11 protein-coding genes are annotated in these 15,487 nt (G+C 39.7%); 6 read left to right on the forward strand and 5 right to left on the reverse strand.

From position 1 onward, the window contains the following. Positions 1-189 precede the first annotated feature (189 nt). Together CDC33_RS06735 and CDC33_RS06740 are read left to right on the forward strand one after the other, a co-directional pair. Positions 190-786, forward strand: a complete 597-nt coding sequence (locus CDC33_RS06735) for a cytochrome b/b6 domain-containing protein (RefSeq protein ID WP_109007833.1) — start codon at positions 190-192, stop codon at positions 784-786. Positions 787-805: 19 nt separating this feature from the next. Further along, on the forward strand, positions 806-2,239 hold the full coding sequence (locus CDC33_RS06740; RefSeq protein ID WP_109007834.1) for a bifunctional orotidine-5'-phosphate decarboxylase/orotate phosphoribosyltransferase: 1,434 nt from the start codon (positions 806-808) through the stop codon (positions 2,237-2,239). A 421-nt stretch (positions 2,240-2,660) separates the two neighbouring features. Here CDC33_RS06740 and CDC33_RS06745 read toward each other — a convergent pair whose 3' ends face one another. After that, positions 2,661-3,488, reverse strand: coding sequence for an IS982 family transposase (locus CDC33_RS06745; protein ID WP_109006873.1), 828 nt, complete (start codon positions 3,486-3,488; stop codon positions 2,661-2,663). Positions 3,489-3,613: 125 nt separating this feature from the next. On the opposite strand from CDC33_RS06745, the gene CDC33_RS06750 reads away from it, so the two are divergent. Beyond that, positions 3,614-4,705 carry an AI-2E family transporter gene (locus CDC33_RS06750; protein ID WP_109007835.1) on the forward strand — a complete coding sequence of 364 codons (1,092 nt, stop codon included), beginning with the start codon at positions 3,614-3,616 and terminating at the stop codon, positions 4,703-4,705. A gap of 27 nt (positions 4,706-4,732) precedes the next feature. Here the strand turns inward: CDC33_RS06750 and CDC33_RS06755 are convergent, their stop codons facing one another. Together CDC33_RS06755 and CDC33_RS06760 are read right to left on the reverse strand one after the other, a co-directional pair. Beyond that, on the reverse strand, positions 4,733-6,703 hold the full coding sequence (locus CDC33_RS06755; RefSeq protein ID WP_109007836.1) for a glycosyltransferase family 39 protein: 1,971 nt from the start codon (positions 6,701-6,703) through the stop codon (positions 4,733-4,735). Positions 6,704-7,129: 426 nt separating this feature from the next. Further along, positions 7,130-9,583, reverse strand: a complete 2,454-nt coding sequence (locus CDC33_RS06760; RefSeq protein WP_109012472.1) for an ATP-dependent Clp protease ATP-binding subunit — start codon at positions 9,581-9,583, stop codon at positions 7,130-7,132. 352 nt (positions 9,584-9,935) lie between these two features. Between CDC33_RS06760 and CDC33_RS06765 the strand changes: the two genes are divergently transcribed. Next, entirely contained in the window at positions 9,936-10,235 is a 300-nt protein-coding gene (locus tag CDC33_RS06765) for a DUF3288 family protein (RefSeq protein WP_109007837.1), read from the forward strand. Positions 10,236-10,313: 78 nt separating this feature from the next. On the opposite strand, the gene aroC is transcribed toward CDC33_RS06765, so the two are convergent. Then, on the reverse strand, positions 10,314-11,402 hold the full coding sequence (gene aroC, locus CDC33_RS06770) for a chorismate synthase (protein ID WP_109007838.1): 1,089 nt from the start codon (positions 11,400-11,402) through the stop codon (positions 10,314-10,316). A gap of 213 nt (positions 11,403-11,615) precedes the next feature. Further along, positions 11,616-12,698 carry a photosystem II q(b) protein gene (gene psbA / locus CDC33_RS06775; protein WP_109007839.1) on the reverse strand — a complete coding sequence of 361 codons (1,083 nt, stop codon included), beginning with the start codon at positions 12,696-12,698 and terminating at the stop codon, positions 11,616-11,618. Between the two features lie 935 nt (positions 12,699-13,633). Here psbA and CDC33_RS06780 point away from each other — a divergent pair. Then, positions 13,634-14,029 (forward strand): hypothetical protein, encoded by a 396-nt coding sequence (locus CDC33_RS06780; RefSeq protein ID WP_109007840.1) that lies wholly within the window; start codon positions 13,634-13,636, stop codon positions 14,027-14,029. 500 nt (positions 14,030-14,529) lie between these two features. After that, positions 14,530-15,258 (forward strand): hypothetical protein, encoded by a 729-nt coding sequence (locus tag CDC33_RS06785; RefSeq protein ID WP_109012473.1) that lies wholly within the window; start codon positions 14,530-14,532, stop codon positions 15,256-15,258. The last annotated feature ends 229 nt before the right edge of the window (positions 15,259-15,487 follow it).

Genomic DNA, 15,487 nt, shown 5'->3' on the forward strand with positions numbered 1-15,487 from the left:
TTTGAAAATTTAACTTAGAACAACCTTAGCCACACTGAAACTGACATTTAAAACAGCAGATGGTAAACCATCAATGTCAGAATACTGAGTCATAGGATGGGAAAATAAAAGTGAGTAATGCCCACCTTCAAATTTGCTGGACTATATTACTCAAGACAGATAAACAACAAACTTTATCAGTCAAAATCTATGACTTCGACCTCCTCTCAAACTCGAAAGCTACCTACTCAAGCAATAGGAGCCAAAATTTTCCACTGGTGTAACATCATTAGTCTATTTATCATGCTCACCAGTGGACTACAAATTTACAACGCCAACCCTGTTTTTGGTGGACGTGCAGGTTTGCACATTCCTCCGATATTTACGTTAGGAGGTTGGCTCGCAGGAGGTAGACACTGGCATTTTGCAGCAATGTGGTTATTTTCGCTGAATCTCTTGTGGTATGGAATTTACATTTTAGTTACCCGACGCTGGCGACATCGCTTTGTAGGTGCTAATGACCTCAAAGCATTACAAAAAAGTCAAAATTCCAAACGCCTAATTTATGCTTGGCATCGGATTGCCTATACAGCAATTATTCCGATCTTGCTGTTGGCATTATTTACAGGAATAGGAATGTATAAACCTGCTCAATTTCCCTGGATTGTGGATTTCTTTGGCAGTTGGCAAGCATTGCGAATTGTTCACTTTGCCTCAGTGCCAATGTTTATCTTATTTGCAGTTATTCACTCTCTATTGGGGCGGAAAGCTGGCGGAACGGAATTAACAGAATCAATGTTTTCGTAAACAAACTTTTTTAATAAAAATGAACTTTTTTGATAAATTGAATCGTAATATCTTGCAAAATCAAAGCTTACTGTTTGTAGGACTTGATCCAAATCCAGAGATGATGCCTGTGCGTTATGAATCTGAAGAACTGATCACTGGTTTGGAGAAATGGTTACAATTCATTATTGCCGAAACTTCTGATTATGTTTGTGCCTATAAACCGACACTTGGCTTCTACGAAGCATTAGGTATTCCCGGTTTAGAATTGCTGTACAAAACTTTAGCAGCTATTCCACCCCATATTCCAGTAATTTTAGATGCCAAACACAGTGACTTAAATACTAGTACCATTTTTGCTCGGACTGTGTTTACAGAATGGCAGGTGGATGCAATCACTCTTAGTCCTTATACGGGACAAGATCATGTAGCACCTTTTTTGGTCTATCCTGATAAAGCGGTGTTTATTTTATGCTGTACTTCTAATCCAGGCGCAGAAGCTTTACAGCAATATCCGACAAACGAATCACCCCTTTATTTACAGGTAGTAAAAGAATCAAAGACCTGGGGAACTCCAGAACAATTGGGTTTGGAAGTGGGAACTACAAATCCTGAGATTTTAGCACTTATTCGAGCGATCGCGCCTGAACGAATTATTATGGCGCGTAGCATTTGGGCGGAAGGTGCAAAGCTGAAGCAAATTTTAGAAGCGGGTTTGAATACTAACGGTGATGGTTTACTGATTCCTGTTCCTCAAGATATGTTGGGAAACACCCAACTATCTGAGGAAGTTCAAAATTTACGCGCAGAAATTAATCAAATCAAAACTGAAATTGTTCACGAAAATTCCACATGTTCTGTGTGGTTTCCTGATGTTTGTTTCCTAAATCAGCATCCCTACCAAGATTTGATTTTACAACTTTATGATATTGACTGCATTATGTTTGGTAGCTTTGTCCAAGCATCAGGAGCTATATTTCCTTATTACATTGACTTACGCAAAATTATTTCCAATCCCCAAGTTTTTAATCAAGTTCTCACTGCATATCAAGATATTTTGAAGAATCTCATTTTTGATAGATTAGCAGGTATTCCCTATGGTTCTTTACCTACTGCGACTGGTTTAGCTTTGCGCCTTCATTGTCCGATGATTTTCCCTCGTAAAGAGGTAAAGGCTCACGGGACTCGGAGAGTAATTGAGGGTAATTTCCATCCTGGTGAAACAGTTGTAGTTGTTGACGATATTCTCATCAGTGGTAAAAGTGTTATGGAAGGCGCAGGAAAGTTAGAATCAGCAGGATTAAATGTTAATGATATTGTGGTATTTATCGATCATGAACAAGGGGTGAAAGATAGGTTACAGCAAAATGGTTATCGTAGTCATGCAGTTTTAACTATTTCGGAAATTACTAATACTCTGTATCAAGCAGGACGAATAAATGAGGAGCAATTTTTAGCTTTTGCTGAAAGTTAGTGATTGGGGGAATGGGGAGTGGGGGGTAGGGAATAGGGGAAGATTTTTCTCATGTACTTACCCTTGGTTATATCTTGCACTGCCCACTTTATAGCCAGAGAATAAATTCTCTGGTTAATAGCACAAGCCCACTAAGCGTGGACTATAAACCTTACCCAGTCTTCAATAGATAAACTTTAGCTAGTAGCCCCAAAATTCATTCTGAGGCGGTTGTTGGGACTGGTGCAAGTTCTGAGCCTTGAACATATTTAATTACTCGGTTCAATCTACTAACCCAAGTTGCTGGTTATCGACTGATATGCACTTGTTATCACTCAATTCATGCGATCGCGTACAACAAAGTTGGTGCCTAGCGCCAACGTGCCGATGCCATTGTTGCCAGCATTCAGCTACTTAAATGCCTATTAGTTGTATAAATTACTTATTCAATAAAAGCTTGTTGAAGAGTAAAAGAAAAAATGAATGCTTGTAGCTTAAGTAAAAACCCTTGATAAGTGACTGCATGTATTGATTTTGGAAAAACACAAGTGATACTACTAAACACAGTTTCGATATAATGCCGAGTATGTTGTTTAATATATTGATTCCAAGGCTGGTCTTGACGCTTGGAGTTCTTTTTCCTCATGACTTTTAAAGAAATGTGACTTGTTTGTTCCAAGTCATCCTCAATCGTGTAGTCGGTGTAAGCTGAATCACCATAAATTTCACTACCAGGTGGTAGATTCAAGGGTAAGGCATTTAAAGCACGTACATCGTTGGCACTACCAGGCATAAACACAAATTCGACAGGAATACCATTTTTGGTTGTTAATAACTGAACTCGAACCCCGTAAAAATATCGTTTTTTCGATGCGATGTAACCTCTATACTGCGCCGACTGTATTATTTTTACATTAAAGATACGGATGTTATCGCAGATGGGCACTGGGAACGAGTCTAAAAGATATTCAGTGGAATCACTAATTTCCTTCAGTGCCATTCCCACTTGATGAAACAAGTCGTTGATTAACATTGAGACACTGTGTAATCTCCGGTTAAATCGTGACTTTTCTAACATATTAGATATCAACTTATGTTCTTTCATATAGGTACAAGCCTTACTATGATTACCATTAAAGAACATCGCCGATGTTATTGCCGTTGTAATAATTTCTGCGTCATTCATCTCTCGACGACAATCTTCATTATGCCCAATCGCCTTTAACAGGTCGTCTATGATAGCATATATGGAAATTATTTCGTTTAGCATTTAGCCCTCCTAATTTTCTCTTCTTGGAGGGCATTTTATTGCTTTACTGTCCCAAAGCGATCGCCCATAAGAGTAACTAGCAACTTGGGTTACTAACTAAAATAATTTGGATTTTTAAATTAATTATGAATTTTTCACTGAATCAATTACTTAGATGGTTAATTTTTACGCTATTATTTCCTTTAGTGTTTCTCAATGGTTGGCTAGCATTTTTGCTGGTTAAAAATTTTCAACCTGTCGTAACAATTCTTGTTTTGGCTACTTTGCTTGCATTCGTTTTAAACTATCCTGTTGCCATTCTCCAAAAGCGAGGAGTGAAACGTGGCTATGCAGTAGCATTAGTTTTTATCTCAGCATTGATCATTATCGTTGCTCTGGGTATAACTTTGATTCCCATTGTTTTAGAGCAATTTAATGAGATGGTGAAAGTGTTTCCCCAATGGATTGATTCTAGTAAAGAAAAACTTCATATTTTAAATGATTGGTTTTTTAGGCACAAAGTAAATGTGGATTTAAGTCAGTTATTAAGCCGATTAACACAGCAATTACCCAATGAATTAGAGTTTCTTTCAGATAAACTTTTAAGCATTATTATAGATACGATTGATAGTATCTCTGAGGCATTAATCACAATAGTATTGACTTTCTATCTGTTGTTAGATGGGCCAAGGATTTGGGAGGTGATATTTAAAAGGCTACCTGGAGGTTTTGCTCAGAAGGTAAGTCAATCTATTCAACAAAACTTTCAAAATTACTTGATTGGTCAGGGAAGTTTGGCTTTGCTGATGGGAGTTTCATTAACATTATTGTTTTTAGCTTTTCAAGTCCAGTTTGCTTTACTTTTTGGTTTAGGGGTTGGGCTTTTGAGTTTAATTCCCTTTGGCGATGTCGTCAGTCTTGTTGTAATAACTTTAATAATAGCCACACATGACTTTTGGCTAGCAGTGAAGATTTTTGCAGTAGCTGTTGTCATTGACCAGTTAATTGATCAAGCGATCGCACCACGACTTTTAGGCAAATTTACTGGTATCAGACCAATATGGGTGTTAATCGCTTTGCTTGTAGGAACCAATGTTGGTGGAGTATTGGGTTTGCTAATCGCAGTACCTGTAGCTGGTTTTATCAAAGATATAGCAGATAATTTTTATAAATCTGATGATTCTGAGAATGTAGTTAAAAGTGAAACAGCATCAGAATTATTGGCAAAAGAGTCATGACATTTAAAACATCCTCTAAGGAATTTTTCAACGTGCCATAAATACACTGACTGGCTTTGCCGACCATTCCTTAATATAAGTGCCTTGTTGAGTAACTATTTCCTCACTTGTTTTATCTTGATTGTTTTGAGGCTCGATAGAAATGATGGCACAGGGAATGAAGTCTTTATAGGGATATTCTTTAGATTTTACTGAAGAAATATTCTTGACATTAATATGTTCAATATGAATCTCTTGAGTTTTATCATTTTCCAAGAGTATCCAAAATGGGTATTCCCAATCATCAGCTCGAATTGACAATCCCACTTTAAAACATTTTTGAGATTTCAAAAAGTTAGTTGCTCCAATGTAAGGCTCTCTTAGTTCTACTCGATTATTAAAGTATTGATTAGTTCTGCTGGTATTAAAGATATTCTCTATCCTACCATCCTTGAGCGTCGAAAGAAGAGAAATAAGAGGACGAGATTGATTAAAGAATAACCACGGAAGTGATGAAAGTATCAAAATAACAGCTATAGAATTGACCAGTTTATTTTGAGGCAAATTCGACAATACTACCCCAACAAATGGAGAAAATAACACAAAAAGAGGTAGATGAAGGCGACTATTGTACGGTGTCCATTTAAGAAGTAAGCAGAATAGTAGAAATGCGCTAACTACAAGCGCACCATAAACTACCAGATATTTTTGTCTTCTTAAACGCTTCCAACTTAGACAGAAAATAATAGCCAACACTATTAATAATAAGTGAATAAAATTAGCAGCCCTGTCTTCATGTAATAAGGTTAGTGAAGTTGGAAGGGAAAATCCCACCCATGTTGTACGAGGGTCATTGATATCTACCCCTAAAACTGTATGGAGTATGCGGATATCTCCCTCAATGACATCACGGACTGAGCTAAGAAATGTGTGTTTCCATGATGGTATGCCAATATGCAAACTGATATTTCTAATGATATTTGATATTAATATTGGAAGGCTAAATACGTCATTTGTATAATCCAAATTTGTCAATTTTGGATTTGTTGCGAGAGGGGAATGAAATAAATCCAAGTTGCGTGTATAAAAACCAATATTAATAATTAAAACTACAAATCCCATCGTCACAGCGATTTTCCATATTTTCCAACCAAGGTTTTTTATATTGAGAATAAAAAAGCAAAATAAAAATGGAAATGCGTAAATATAAGCTGTCGTTTTGGTCAAAATAGCCAGTCCTAAGCTTGCACTAATTTTGAATAAATTGGTTTTATTCTTACTTTGATTTAATGTTAATAATACATAGTAAACAAAACAAACCAACCAGAAAGAAACTACATAGTCATTTTGAGTGCTTGAACCTTGAAGAATTCCCATAGGAATAGTGGCACATACAACAGCAGAGAAAACCTGACCATGCAAATCCGCACCAATTTGTTTTGCAATAAGTGACACTCCAAGAATGCTACCAGCCATACTAAAGCATTGAACAAGGTTTGCTAAACGATCCCCACCACTCAGAATTTGTAAATGCATGATGGCGAATTCTGACCAAGGGCTTAAGAATAGCTGTGCTGTATAATTCGTTGGATAATAGGCGACACTATGATTTTGAATCCAATGAACTATACGAGCCATATGATAGGACATCGAATCCCAGTTGTTGGGCGGCGCTATTAAAGCAACTAAACTAACAGAGGCAATGATAAAAGCTACACCGCACAATAACAGAATTGAGAAAGGTGACAGATTAAGAGTCGTTTTTTGATTGGCAATCGGCTTCTTTTTCTTAACGAGTTGAAAATATATGTAGATTAGTACAATATTGATCAGTATCCATACTCCTACCAACCAAAAAAATACCAGCAATTTGCCTAAACTTAAAATCTCAGTAATTCCAGTTAATAAAAATCCCCAAACTATAGCTGCTGATAATACCGAACTGCGCCAGCAACTACCTCTCTGATAAAAAATTCCATATAGAACGATTAATGAAACTAGAGGTAATAAAACAAACATATTTTTCCTCCTATGTAAGATTATTTCATTCTAAATTTAGATGCATACCCAGTTTTCTCATTAGTGTTCTTGTGAGAAAATTAACAATGAGAAAAAACATTCAAAGTCGGGGCATCGACTCCTAAGTTAGGCAATGTTAGACAGGCAACGCCTGCAATTGATATTTGAGCTTAGAATCCCCCGAATATAATTCGGGGGAGTATGTCAAAATATATTATTTGTATATTTTATTTTCTGAAAATCCCTCAGATAATTGATTTATTGGAAATATTTTGATAAAAAAACCCCCAGTAGAAATACTAGGGGTGAAAGATATAATACCATTTCACTTTATGTTTGTCGGAGATGCCCCTGCGATCGCCTCTACTTAGATGAGAGGCTGGAGTGATTCTCAAATATTACAGCAAAAGGTGATCGGGTATAAAATTAGCCAACATTTGCCAAGAGCAATTCTCGTTTTTCTGATTTTCGCACTCTTACCTGAGAGTCATCATCAACATCAACGATCGCTGTATCTCCATCTGTAATTTCACCAGACAGCATTGCTTCGGCGAGAGAATCTTCTAGGAGGCGCATAATTGCCCGGCGTAATGGTCTAGCACCATAACTTGGGTTGTAGCCTTCTTGTACTACACGGTCTTTGAAGCGATCGGTAACTTCTAAGATAATTCCTTTTTCTGTCAAGCGCTTAGAAACATCACGAAGCATAATCTCAGCGATTTGCTTCACTTCATCTCTAGAAAGCTGGGTGAAGACGATAATTTCATCGAGACGGTTAAGGAACTCAGGACGGAAGTAAGCTTTCAATTCCTCATTTACCAAGGTGCGGATGCGGTTATAACTAGCGTCGGCTTGAGTGTCAAAGTCAAAGCCTAAACCACTACCACCTTTTTCAATCACCTTAGAACCGATGTTGGAAGTCAAAATGATCAGCGTGTTCTTGAAGTCCACTTTCCGACCTTTGGCATCGGTAAGATGACCGTCATCCAAGAGTTGCAGCAACATATTGAATACATCGGGGTGTGCTTTTTCGATTTCGTCGAATAGCAGCACTGAGTACGGTTTCCGGCGCACTGCTTCTGTAAGTTGTCCACCTTCGTCGTATCCGACATAACCAGGAGGCGAACCAATTAGCTTGGAGACGGTGTGGCTTTCCATGTATTCGGACATATCTAGGCGAATCATGGAGTCTTCCGCACCGAAGAAGTAGGCAGCTAATGCTTTCGCCAATTCTGTTTTACCGACTCCGGTAGGCCCAGAGAAGATAAAGCTAGCAATGGGACGATTAGGATTCTTCAAGCCGACACGGGCGCGACGGATACCGCGAGATACAGCCGAGACTGCTTGCTCTTGACCGATGAGCCGTTGATGCAGAGTGTCTTCTAGGTGCAGAAGCAATTCTGACTCAGACTCGGTAAGCTTGTTGACTGGTACGCCAGTCCAAGAGGCAACGATTTGGGCAATATCTTCTTCGTCAACTACAGTCGAGTTGACGGGTTGATCGTTTTGTGCAAACGTTGCTTGCAGTTGTTCTGCGAGTTTTAACTCTTGGTCACGCAGTTGGGTAGCTTTGTCAAAATCTTGGACTCTGACTGCTGCTTCTTTCTCTTTGGTAACGCCAGCGAGTTCACGCTTGAGTTCTTTATTGGGAGAAATTTGAGAGTTCCGCAGACGAACGCGAGAACCAGCTTCATCAATTAAGTCTATTGCTTTATCTGGTAAGAAGCGATCGCTAATGTAGCGGTCTGATAATTCTGCTGCTGCTACAAGCGCTGAATCCAAAATTGTGACTTTGTGGTGCTGTTCGTAAGCGCCGCGCAAGCCGTAAAGAATTTGTACGGTTTCTTCTACTGAGGGTTCGCCAACCATAATCGGTTGGAAACGACGCTCTAGGGCGGCATCGCGTTCGATATGCTTACGATACTCATCAAGGGTAGTTGCGCCGATACACTGGAGTTCACCCCGTGCTAAGGCAGGTTTGAGGATGTTTGCTGCATCCAAACCACCTTCTGTACCACCAGCGCCAACCAAGGTGTGAATTTCGTCAATCACCAAGATGATATTGCCCACAGTGCGGACTTCTTCTACGACTTTTTTGATGCGTTCTTCAAAATCGCCACGGAAGCGAGTTCCAGCTACCAAAGACCCCATATCGAGGCTGATAACTTGCTTGTCTTGCAAACTTTCGGGAACATCCTGGTTGATAATCCGTTGAGCTAGACCTTCTGCGATCGCAGTTTTACCAACTCCTGGTTCTCCAATCAACACTGGGTTATTCTTAGTGCGGCGACCGAGGATCTGGATCGCCCGCTCAATTTCTTTTTGGCGACCAACTACGGGGTCAAGTCTGCCTTCTTGTGCTAATTTGGTCAAATTCCGACCAAACTCTTCCATAGTTAGTGGTTGAGTGCGCTTTTGACTACCACCACCAGCTAAAGCTGGTGCATTTTCACCCAAACGGCGAATTATGGCACTGCGGACAGTCTTGAAGTCAACTCCTAGATTTTGCAGTACTTTGGCGGCAACACCTTCACCAGCCTCGGTCAATCCTAAGAGTAAGTGTTCAGTGTTAATGTAATTCTGTCCCAGACTATGAGCTTCTTTAAACGATTGCTCGAAGAGGCTTTTTACTTTAGGAGTAAAAGGAATTTCTGGTGGTACAAAGCCAGAACCCCTGCCAATAATTTTTTCTACCTCGCGACGTGAATCTTTGAGGGTAACGCCTAATTCGGCCAGCACTTTAGCAGCAACCCCAGTTCCTTCTCCCATCAAACCCAGGAGAATTTGTTCTGTTCCTACAAAGTTGTGTCCCAGGCGACGGGCTTCCTCCTGAGCTAACATAATTACTCTAATGGCTTCGGAAGTGAAGTGTTCAAACATAATGGGTTCTTGCTCCCTCGCTGCTTGGACTTTGGGTGAGATAAAATTCACCCTCATCTAAAGTTTTTTGTATTTTCTTAAGGACTAATGTAACTTTATTTAAACTTAAGTGGCAGTGGTGAGAGCCGTAAGACATCAGGTGTACTTGCCGTCTAAGAAGAGTTAGGAGTTAGGAGTTAAGAGTTAAAAGTTAGGAGTTAGTAAGGAGTTGTTAATTTGACAATTAGCTTCTCAGTGCAAAAGATGATTTTCTTTTGCTTTTCCTGCTCCTCTACTCTGGGCTAAACTTAAAACTCAGCCCTCAGCACTAGCTCAACCATAACTATCCGCTAACGACACTCAGGACTGACTCATGATCAATGATGCATCGGCAGGTAAAGACCAACAACATCCTCTTTATAGCCGCGATCGCCCCCTTATTGATATTTTACTCTCTCAAGAGGCGACAGACTATAACTTAGCAGAATTAGCTAGGCTGCGAATGCGTTATCAAGGGTTTCCAGGGGCAAGAGATATCCAAAAAGACCTAGATAAAGCCTTGCAGCAGTGGGGTTTGACCGAAGCCGAGCTTTTTGAGAAAACTCGCCAAATTCACAATTTGGGGGGTGTTTACAAAAGTCGTGGCAAGAAAGAGGAACAGGATTGGAATTAGGAATGGGGCATTGGGCATTGGGCATTGGGCATTACTTATTCCCTCCTAACTCCTACCTCATCTATCAGTCGATATAGCCTACAAGACCTTACACTGCCCATGATGCCTTAACAAATGGTCACACAGCACCAACGCCACCATTGCCTCAACCATTGGAACTGCACGCGGTAATACACAAGGATCGTGGCGTCCTTTGGCTGCTAAGAGCGTTTCTTCGCCTTCACGAGTTACAGTCTTCTGCTCTTTTCTAATTGTTGCTGTCGGCTTAAATGCAACTCGCAAAATAATATTTTCTCCGTTGGAAATTCCTCCTTGAATACCACCAGAACGATTTGTTAGTGTACGGATTTCACCATTTGGATCAATATAAAATTCGTCGTTATGCTCAATTCCGGTTAGCAGCGTTCCCCCAAAACCGGAACCAATTTCAAAGCCTTTGCTAGCAGGAAGAGACATGACACCTTTGGCGATATCAGCTTCCAATTTATCAAATACTGGTTCGCCCAAACCTTTTGGCACATTTCGCGCCACACATTCTACTACACCACCGATAGAATCACCTTGTCTACCTATTTGCTCAATCAATTCAATCATGCGATCGCTGCATTCAGGATCGGGACAGCGCACTATATTGCTTTCCACTTGTTCTAAGGTGACAGTATTTGGATCAACGACACCTTCCAAGTCTTTGATGCGCTTAACGTAAGCGATAACTTCGACATTGGTGACTTGACGAAGAATTTTTTTAGCGATCGCACCTGCTGCTACTCTTCCGATTGTCTCACGCGCTGACGATCTACCCCCGCCTTGCCAATTACGAATGCCATATTTGGCATCATAAGTTGCATCAGCATGAGATGGCCGATATTTCTCGGACATCTCATCGTAGTCTTGGGGACGAGTGTCTTTGTTCCGCACCAAAATTGAAATAGGCGTTCCCAGAGTTTTGCCTTCAAATACCCCTGATAAAATCTCGCAGGTATCTGCTTCTTTGCGAGGCGTCGTAATTTTACTTTGTCCGGGACGCCTTCTATCTAGTTCTACTTGAATTTCTTCTGCCGAAATTTCTAATTGGGGAGGACAACCATCAATCACAACCCCCACGCCGCCGCCGTGAGACTCGCCAAAAGTACTGATGCGAAATAGATGACCAAAAATATTGCCCATGATTTTGAGAAAAAAGGTGAGGCTTATGTATTCTATCTAGAGTTCTTACAAAGTTTGTCTTTGTTTTTTGTATAATTTTTCGCTATTTTTTAGTAATTATCAACAATGTTTCGGGGTTTTTATCCAACTCCATAACAGTATCTGTTACTAACTTAAATTAAAAGCGCCCTCCCAATTTGGGAGAGCGCTTTAAGATTTAGTTAAACTTCAGAATTAACCGTTGATAGCAGGAGCGCTCATTGCTACAGGAGCAACATCACCAGCAGCCAAATCTAAGGGGAAGTTGTGAGCGTTACGCTCGTGCATTACTTCCATACCCAAGTTAGCCCGGTTGATTACATCAGCCCAAGTGCTGATCACGCGACCGCTTGAATCAATGATTGATTGGTTGAAGTTGAAACCGTTCAAGTTGAACGCCATTGTGCTTACACCCAAGGCGGTGAACCAGATGCCGATTACAGGCCATGCTGCTAAGAAGAAGTGCAGTGAACGGCTGTTGTTGAATGAAGCGTATTGGAAGATTAGACGACCGAAGTAGCCGTGGGCTGCAACGATGTTGTAGGTTTCTTCTTCTTGACCGAATTTGTAACCGTAGTTTTGTGACTCGGTTTCGGTGGTTTCACGAACTAGTGAAGAAGTTACAAGAGATCCGTGCATTGCAGAGAACAGTGAACCACCGAATACACCTGCTACACCTAGTTGGTGGAAGGGGTGCATCAAGATGTTGTGTTCTGCTTGGAACACGATCATGAAGTTGAAGGTTCCGGAGATACCTAAAGGCATACCGTCAGAGAATGAACCTTGTCCGATTGGGTATACGAGGAATACTGCTGTTGCTGCTGCTACTGGAGCAGAATATGCGATCGCAATCCAAGGACGCATACCTAAGCGGTAGGATAGTTCCCATTCACGACCCAGGTAGCAGAATACGCCGATCAAGAAGTGGAATATTACCAATTGGTAAGGGCCACCGTTGTATAACCACTCATCTAGAGATGCTGCTTCCCAAATTGGGTAGAAGTGTAAACCGATGGCGTTGGAGGAAGGTACTACTGCACCAGAGATGATGTTGTTTCCGTAGATTAAGGAACCTGCTACTGGCTCACGGATACCATCGATGTCTACTGGAGGTGCGGCGATGAAGGCGATTACGAAGCAAGCGGTGGCGGCTAGTAGGGTGGGGATCATTACTACGCCGAACCAACCGATGTAAATCCGGTTGTTGGTGCTGGTGATCCACTCACAGAATCTATCCCATACGTTGGCGCTTGAGCGCTGTTGTAAGGTTGCTGTCATGGTTTTATAAGTGCGGTTAGTTGTTTATGAATCAGGCGGTAAAGTCTTTGCCTGTGAAACTACTTTACAATGCTTTACAATTTTTAATCAAGTTTTATTACTTCAGTAAACCTGATATACGTTATTAGCTTTACTTATTTAAAGGTTAAGAAGTGGCTAGATGTAGCCCAGCACCCTTGGGTTCTGTTACCCATGCACACCATTACATATATATAGGACTAATATTTGATTCTGAAAAAGCTCGGTACAGATCGAAAAGCTTAAAGCTTCGCACTTCAATTGGTGCTTACATATTTATATTATGTAAAGTTAAACCTACCGTAAATTCGGTTATTAACACCAACTAATTGATGATTACCGCCCCAAGTTATACATGAAAAAAGTTACGGTTTACTCTAATTTATATGTTCGGTAAATCCGAATATACAAATAGATTGAATCATAGTTAACCAATAAATCTGCTATTCAAGGGTATAGTACAGAAATACAATCCCTGGGTTGGTCTAACCCTAATACCAGGGCAAAGGCACGGGATTTCTAAAACCCCTGCTGCATAAGGATCTTGACGAAAAAATAGGCTCAATTAAAAAACGCCGAAACCTTTGCTATTAAAAGATTCTTATACTTTAGATGCGTTTGCCCTGCCTTCCCTACTTCCCTTACTTCCCCTACTTTCCTTGCTACCCCTACAACTGAGTAACAGCGATTGCATAAATTTTTAGATTGCCTCAGTTAAATATATATCTGTTCAAGTTTGTCTTGAACTTTGCTCTCGATTTATTTTTTTAGTTCTTGCACTTATTAGCTCACCCATTTGGGTGAGGAATAAACCAACCGCTCAGGTGACCTGAGTGCAGGAAGTTGAGACTGATAAAAAATAAGACTCTATTACTCAATAACACTAATTGCACTTTACTCTAGCTAAGGATAACCCTATGAAATTCTCCACCTTGATTGATTCTATACTCATTGTTGGTTCAATTGCTTTATTACCTGGAATCGGTGGCTCTCAAATAACTACTAACAATAGTGGCGAACCTATAGCTATCAACTCTAATAATTTACTCACTCATTTTACGAACGTCAGCTACCTCAAACCCTTTGATGCTGCATTTCTAGCTTATCAAGGTAACTTGAAAGTACAGGGTATTCCTAGTGGTAGTGCTTTGGTTTCTCAATACCGAACAGGAAGCCTGACTGCACAAGATGTGGTTAAGGCTGCTGTCAACGCTAAAAAGTTACCAGCACAAGCTTTGAACGATATAGGTTACTTAAATGCCGTAGAGTGGCAGCTGACATCATTCAGCAACACTAATAATTTATCTTACTAAGTACAGCGTTGCAAAGGTTCGTAACGGATTTATAAAATGCTTTACTCTCATCTCGTTGCTTTGATAAGAAAATACTTCACAAAGAAGGAAAAGCTGCCGTCTTTCCCTAATCACCGTTCCATTACCAAAAATTACTTTAACCCCTTCAACCTTGGAGGGGTTTTTAGTTAGTACTACGCTTGCTGTTTGTTCTAGCGTCGCACCTTTTCATATTTAACGCGATCGCCCCTTGTCCGGCTTCGCATAGTGTGTTCAAGCCTAGCGTTTACTTCTGGAATGCTTGTATAGCAATACCTTTTACTCTGCCAAGGTGTGTAGGCGTAGCCCGTTGTTCGCGTAGCATCTCGCAGAGAAGACTATATTACCCAGATGAAAAAAATGGTTGGGTAATAAATTATTTACTGTTCTATCAAATTAACGTTGTTAAGTTACTCAGCAGGTGTAGTTTTCACCTCCAGGCTGTGTTAGATATTGCGACGCGAAACAGGAGTATAGATACTTTGTTAAAGCTTTCTCCAGAATCTCCTCTATTTATTGTATTAATTATTATTAGTTTTCTAGTAGTAACTTTGTCAACTTGGTTATCATCTAAACCATTCGTTTTAAAACCATTTGGTCTTAATGATATTATCCAGCTACTTACTTTACAATTATTTATTTCTTTGTTGTTAGAGCGTTCTTTAGAAGTTTTTATAACTACTTGGCGGGGCCCATTCGTTGAACAATTAGATATTAGTATTCAGCAAAAAAAGGCTCTATTGTCGGAAAAGATAAGACTTATGGAAGTACAACAGAATCAATTCTCTTCTTTAGAATCCAATCAAATCAGTGGACTCCCACCTGAAGGAATGAGTTTAGAGCAGCAAATCATCCAAAACTTTACACAAAGCCAACAAGAACCGTTAAAAATATTCAAGCCGCAAATTGATGATATAAATGAAAAAGAGCGCCAGAAAGCAGCATATAAATCTGATACACGAATAATTGCTCTATGGACATCTCTTTTATTCGGTCTTTTAATGAGTGCAATAGGTATTCGTTCAATCGAGCCACTTGTAGTTATTGATTTAGATAATCCAATACAAGTAGTTATTTTCCGTTGTTTAGATGCATTACTGACAGGAGGTTTAATTGCAGGAGGTAGCGAGGGAATTCATAAGCTGATAAAAGTCTTTATCGACTTTATGGAAGCTACATCTAAACAAATAAAAAATCAGGGATTATCTTGATTAAAGGAAGCATTTTTTTACCAAACCTTACAAGTATTATGAAAAATTCAGTAATCTTTATTCTAAATATATAGTGTCATCTTTCTATTGATAATCTTTAATATCTACAAAAAATTTGTTTAAATTACTTAATAAATCTGCTTCTAGTAAAACTCTAACTCCTTCCTTTTCTAACTTCTTTTTTTGTTGGTTCACATAATTTATCAAATAACCTTTAGAATTTGGTTTA

The sequence above is a fragment of the Nostoc commune NIES-4072 genome, from assembly GCF_003113895.1.
GTDB classification, from domain to species: domain Bacteria; phylum Cyanobacteriota; class Cyanobacteriia; order Cyanobacteriales; family Nostocaceae; genus Nostoc; species Nostoc commune.

What these genes read in the sequence shown, in the direction of transcription:
- CDC33_RS06765 (WP_109007837.1), top strand. Translation starts at nt 9,936, where the DNA reads ATGATCAATGATGCATCGGCAGGTAAAGACCAACAACATCCTCTTTAT.
- CDC33_RS06745 (WP_109006873.1), bottom strand. Translation starts at nt 3,488, where the DNA reads ATGCTAAACGAAATAATTTCCATATATGCTATCATAGACGACCTGTTA.
- CDC33_RS06735 (WP_109007833.1), top strand. Translation starts at nt 190, where the DNA reads ATGACTTCGACCTCCTCTCAAACTCGAAAGCTACCTACTCAAGCAATA.
- CDC33_RS06755 (WP_109007836.1), bottom strand. Translation starts at nt 6,703, where the DNA reads ATGTTTGTTTTATTACCTCTAGTTTCATTAATCGTTCTATATGGAATT.
- aroC (WP_109007838.1), bottom strand. Translation starts at nt 11,402, where the DNA reads ATGGGCAATATTTTTGGTCATCTATTTCGCATCAGTACTTTTGGCGAG.
- CDC33_RS06750 (WP_109007835.1), top strand. Translation starts at nt 3,614, where the DNA reads ATGAATTTTTCACTGAATCAATTACTTAGATGGTTAATTTTTACGCTA.
- CDC33_RS06740 (WP_109007834.1), top strand. Translation starts at nt 806, where the DNA reads ATGAACTTTTTTGATAAATTGAATCGTAATATCTTGCAAAATCAAAGC.
- CDC33_RS06780 (WP_109007840.1), top strand. Translation starts at nt 13,634, where the DNA reads ATGAAATTCTCCACCTTGATTGATTCTATACTCATTGTTGGTTCAATT.
- psbA (WP_109007839.1), bottom strand. Translation starts at nt 12,698, where the DNA reads ATGACAGCAACCTTACAACAGCGCTCAAGCGCCAACGTATGGGATAGA.
- CDC33_RS06760 (WP_109012472.1), bottom strand. Translation starts at nt 9,583, where the DNA reads ATGTTTGAACACTTCACTTCCGAAGCCATTAGAGTAATTATGTTAGCT.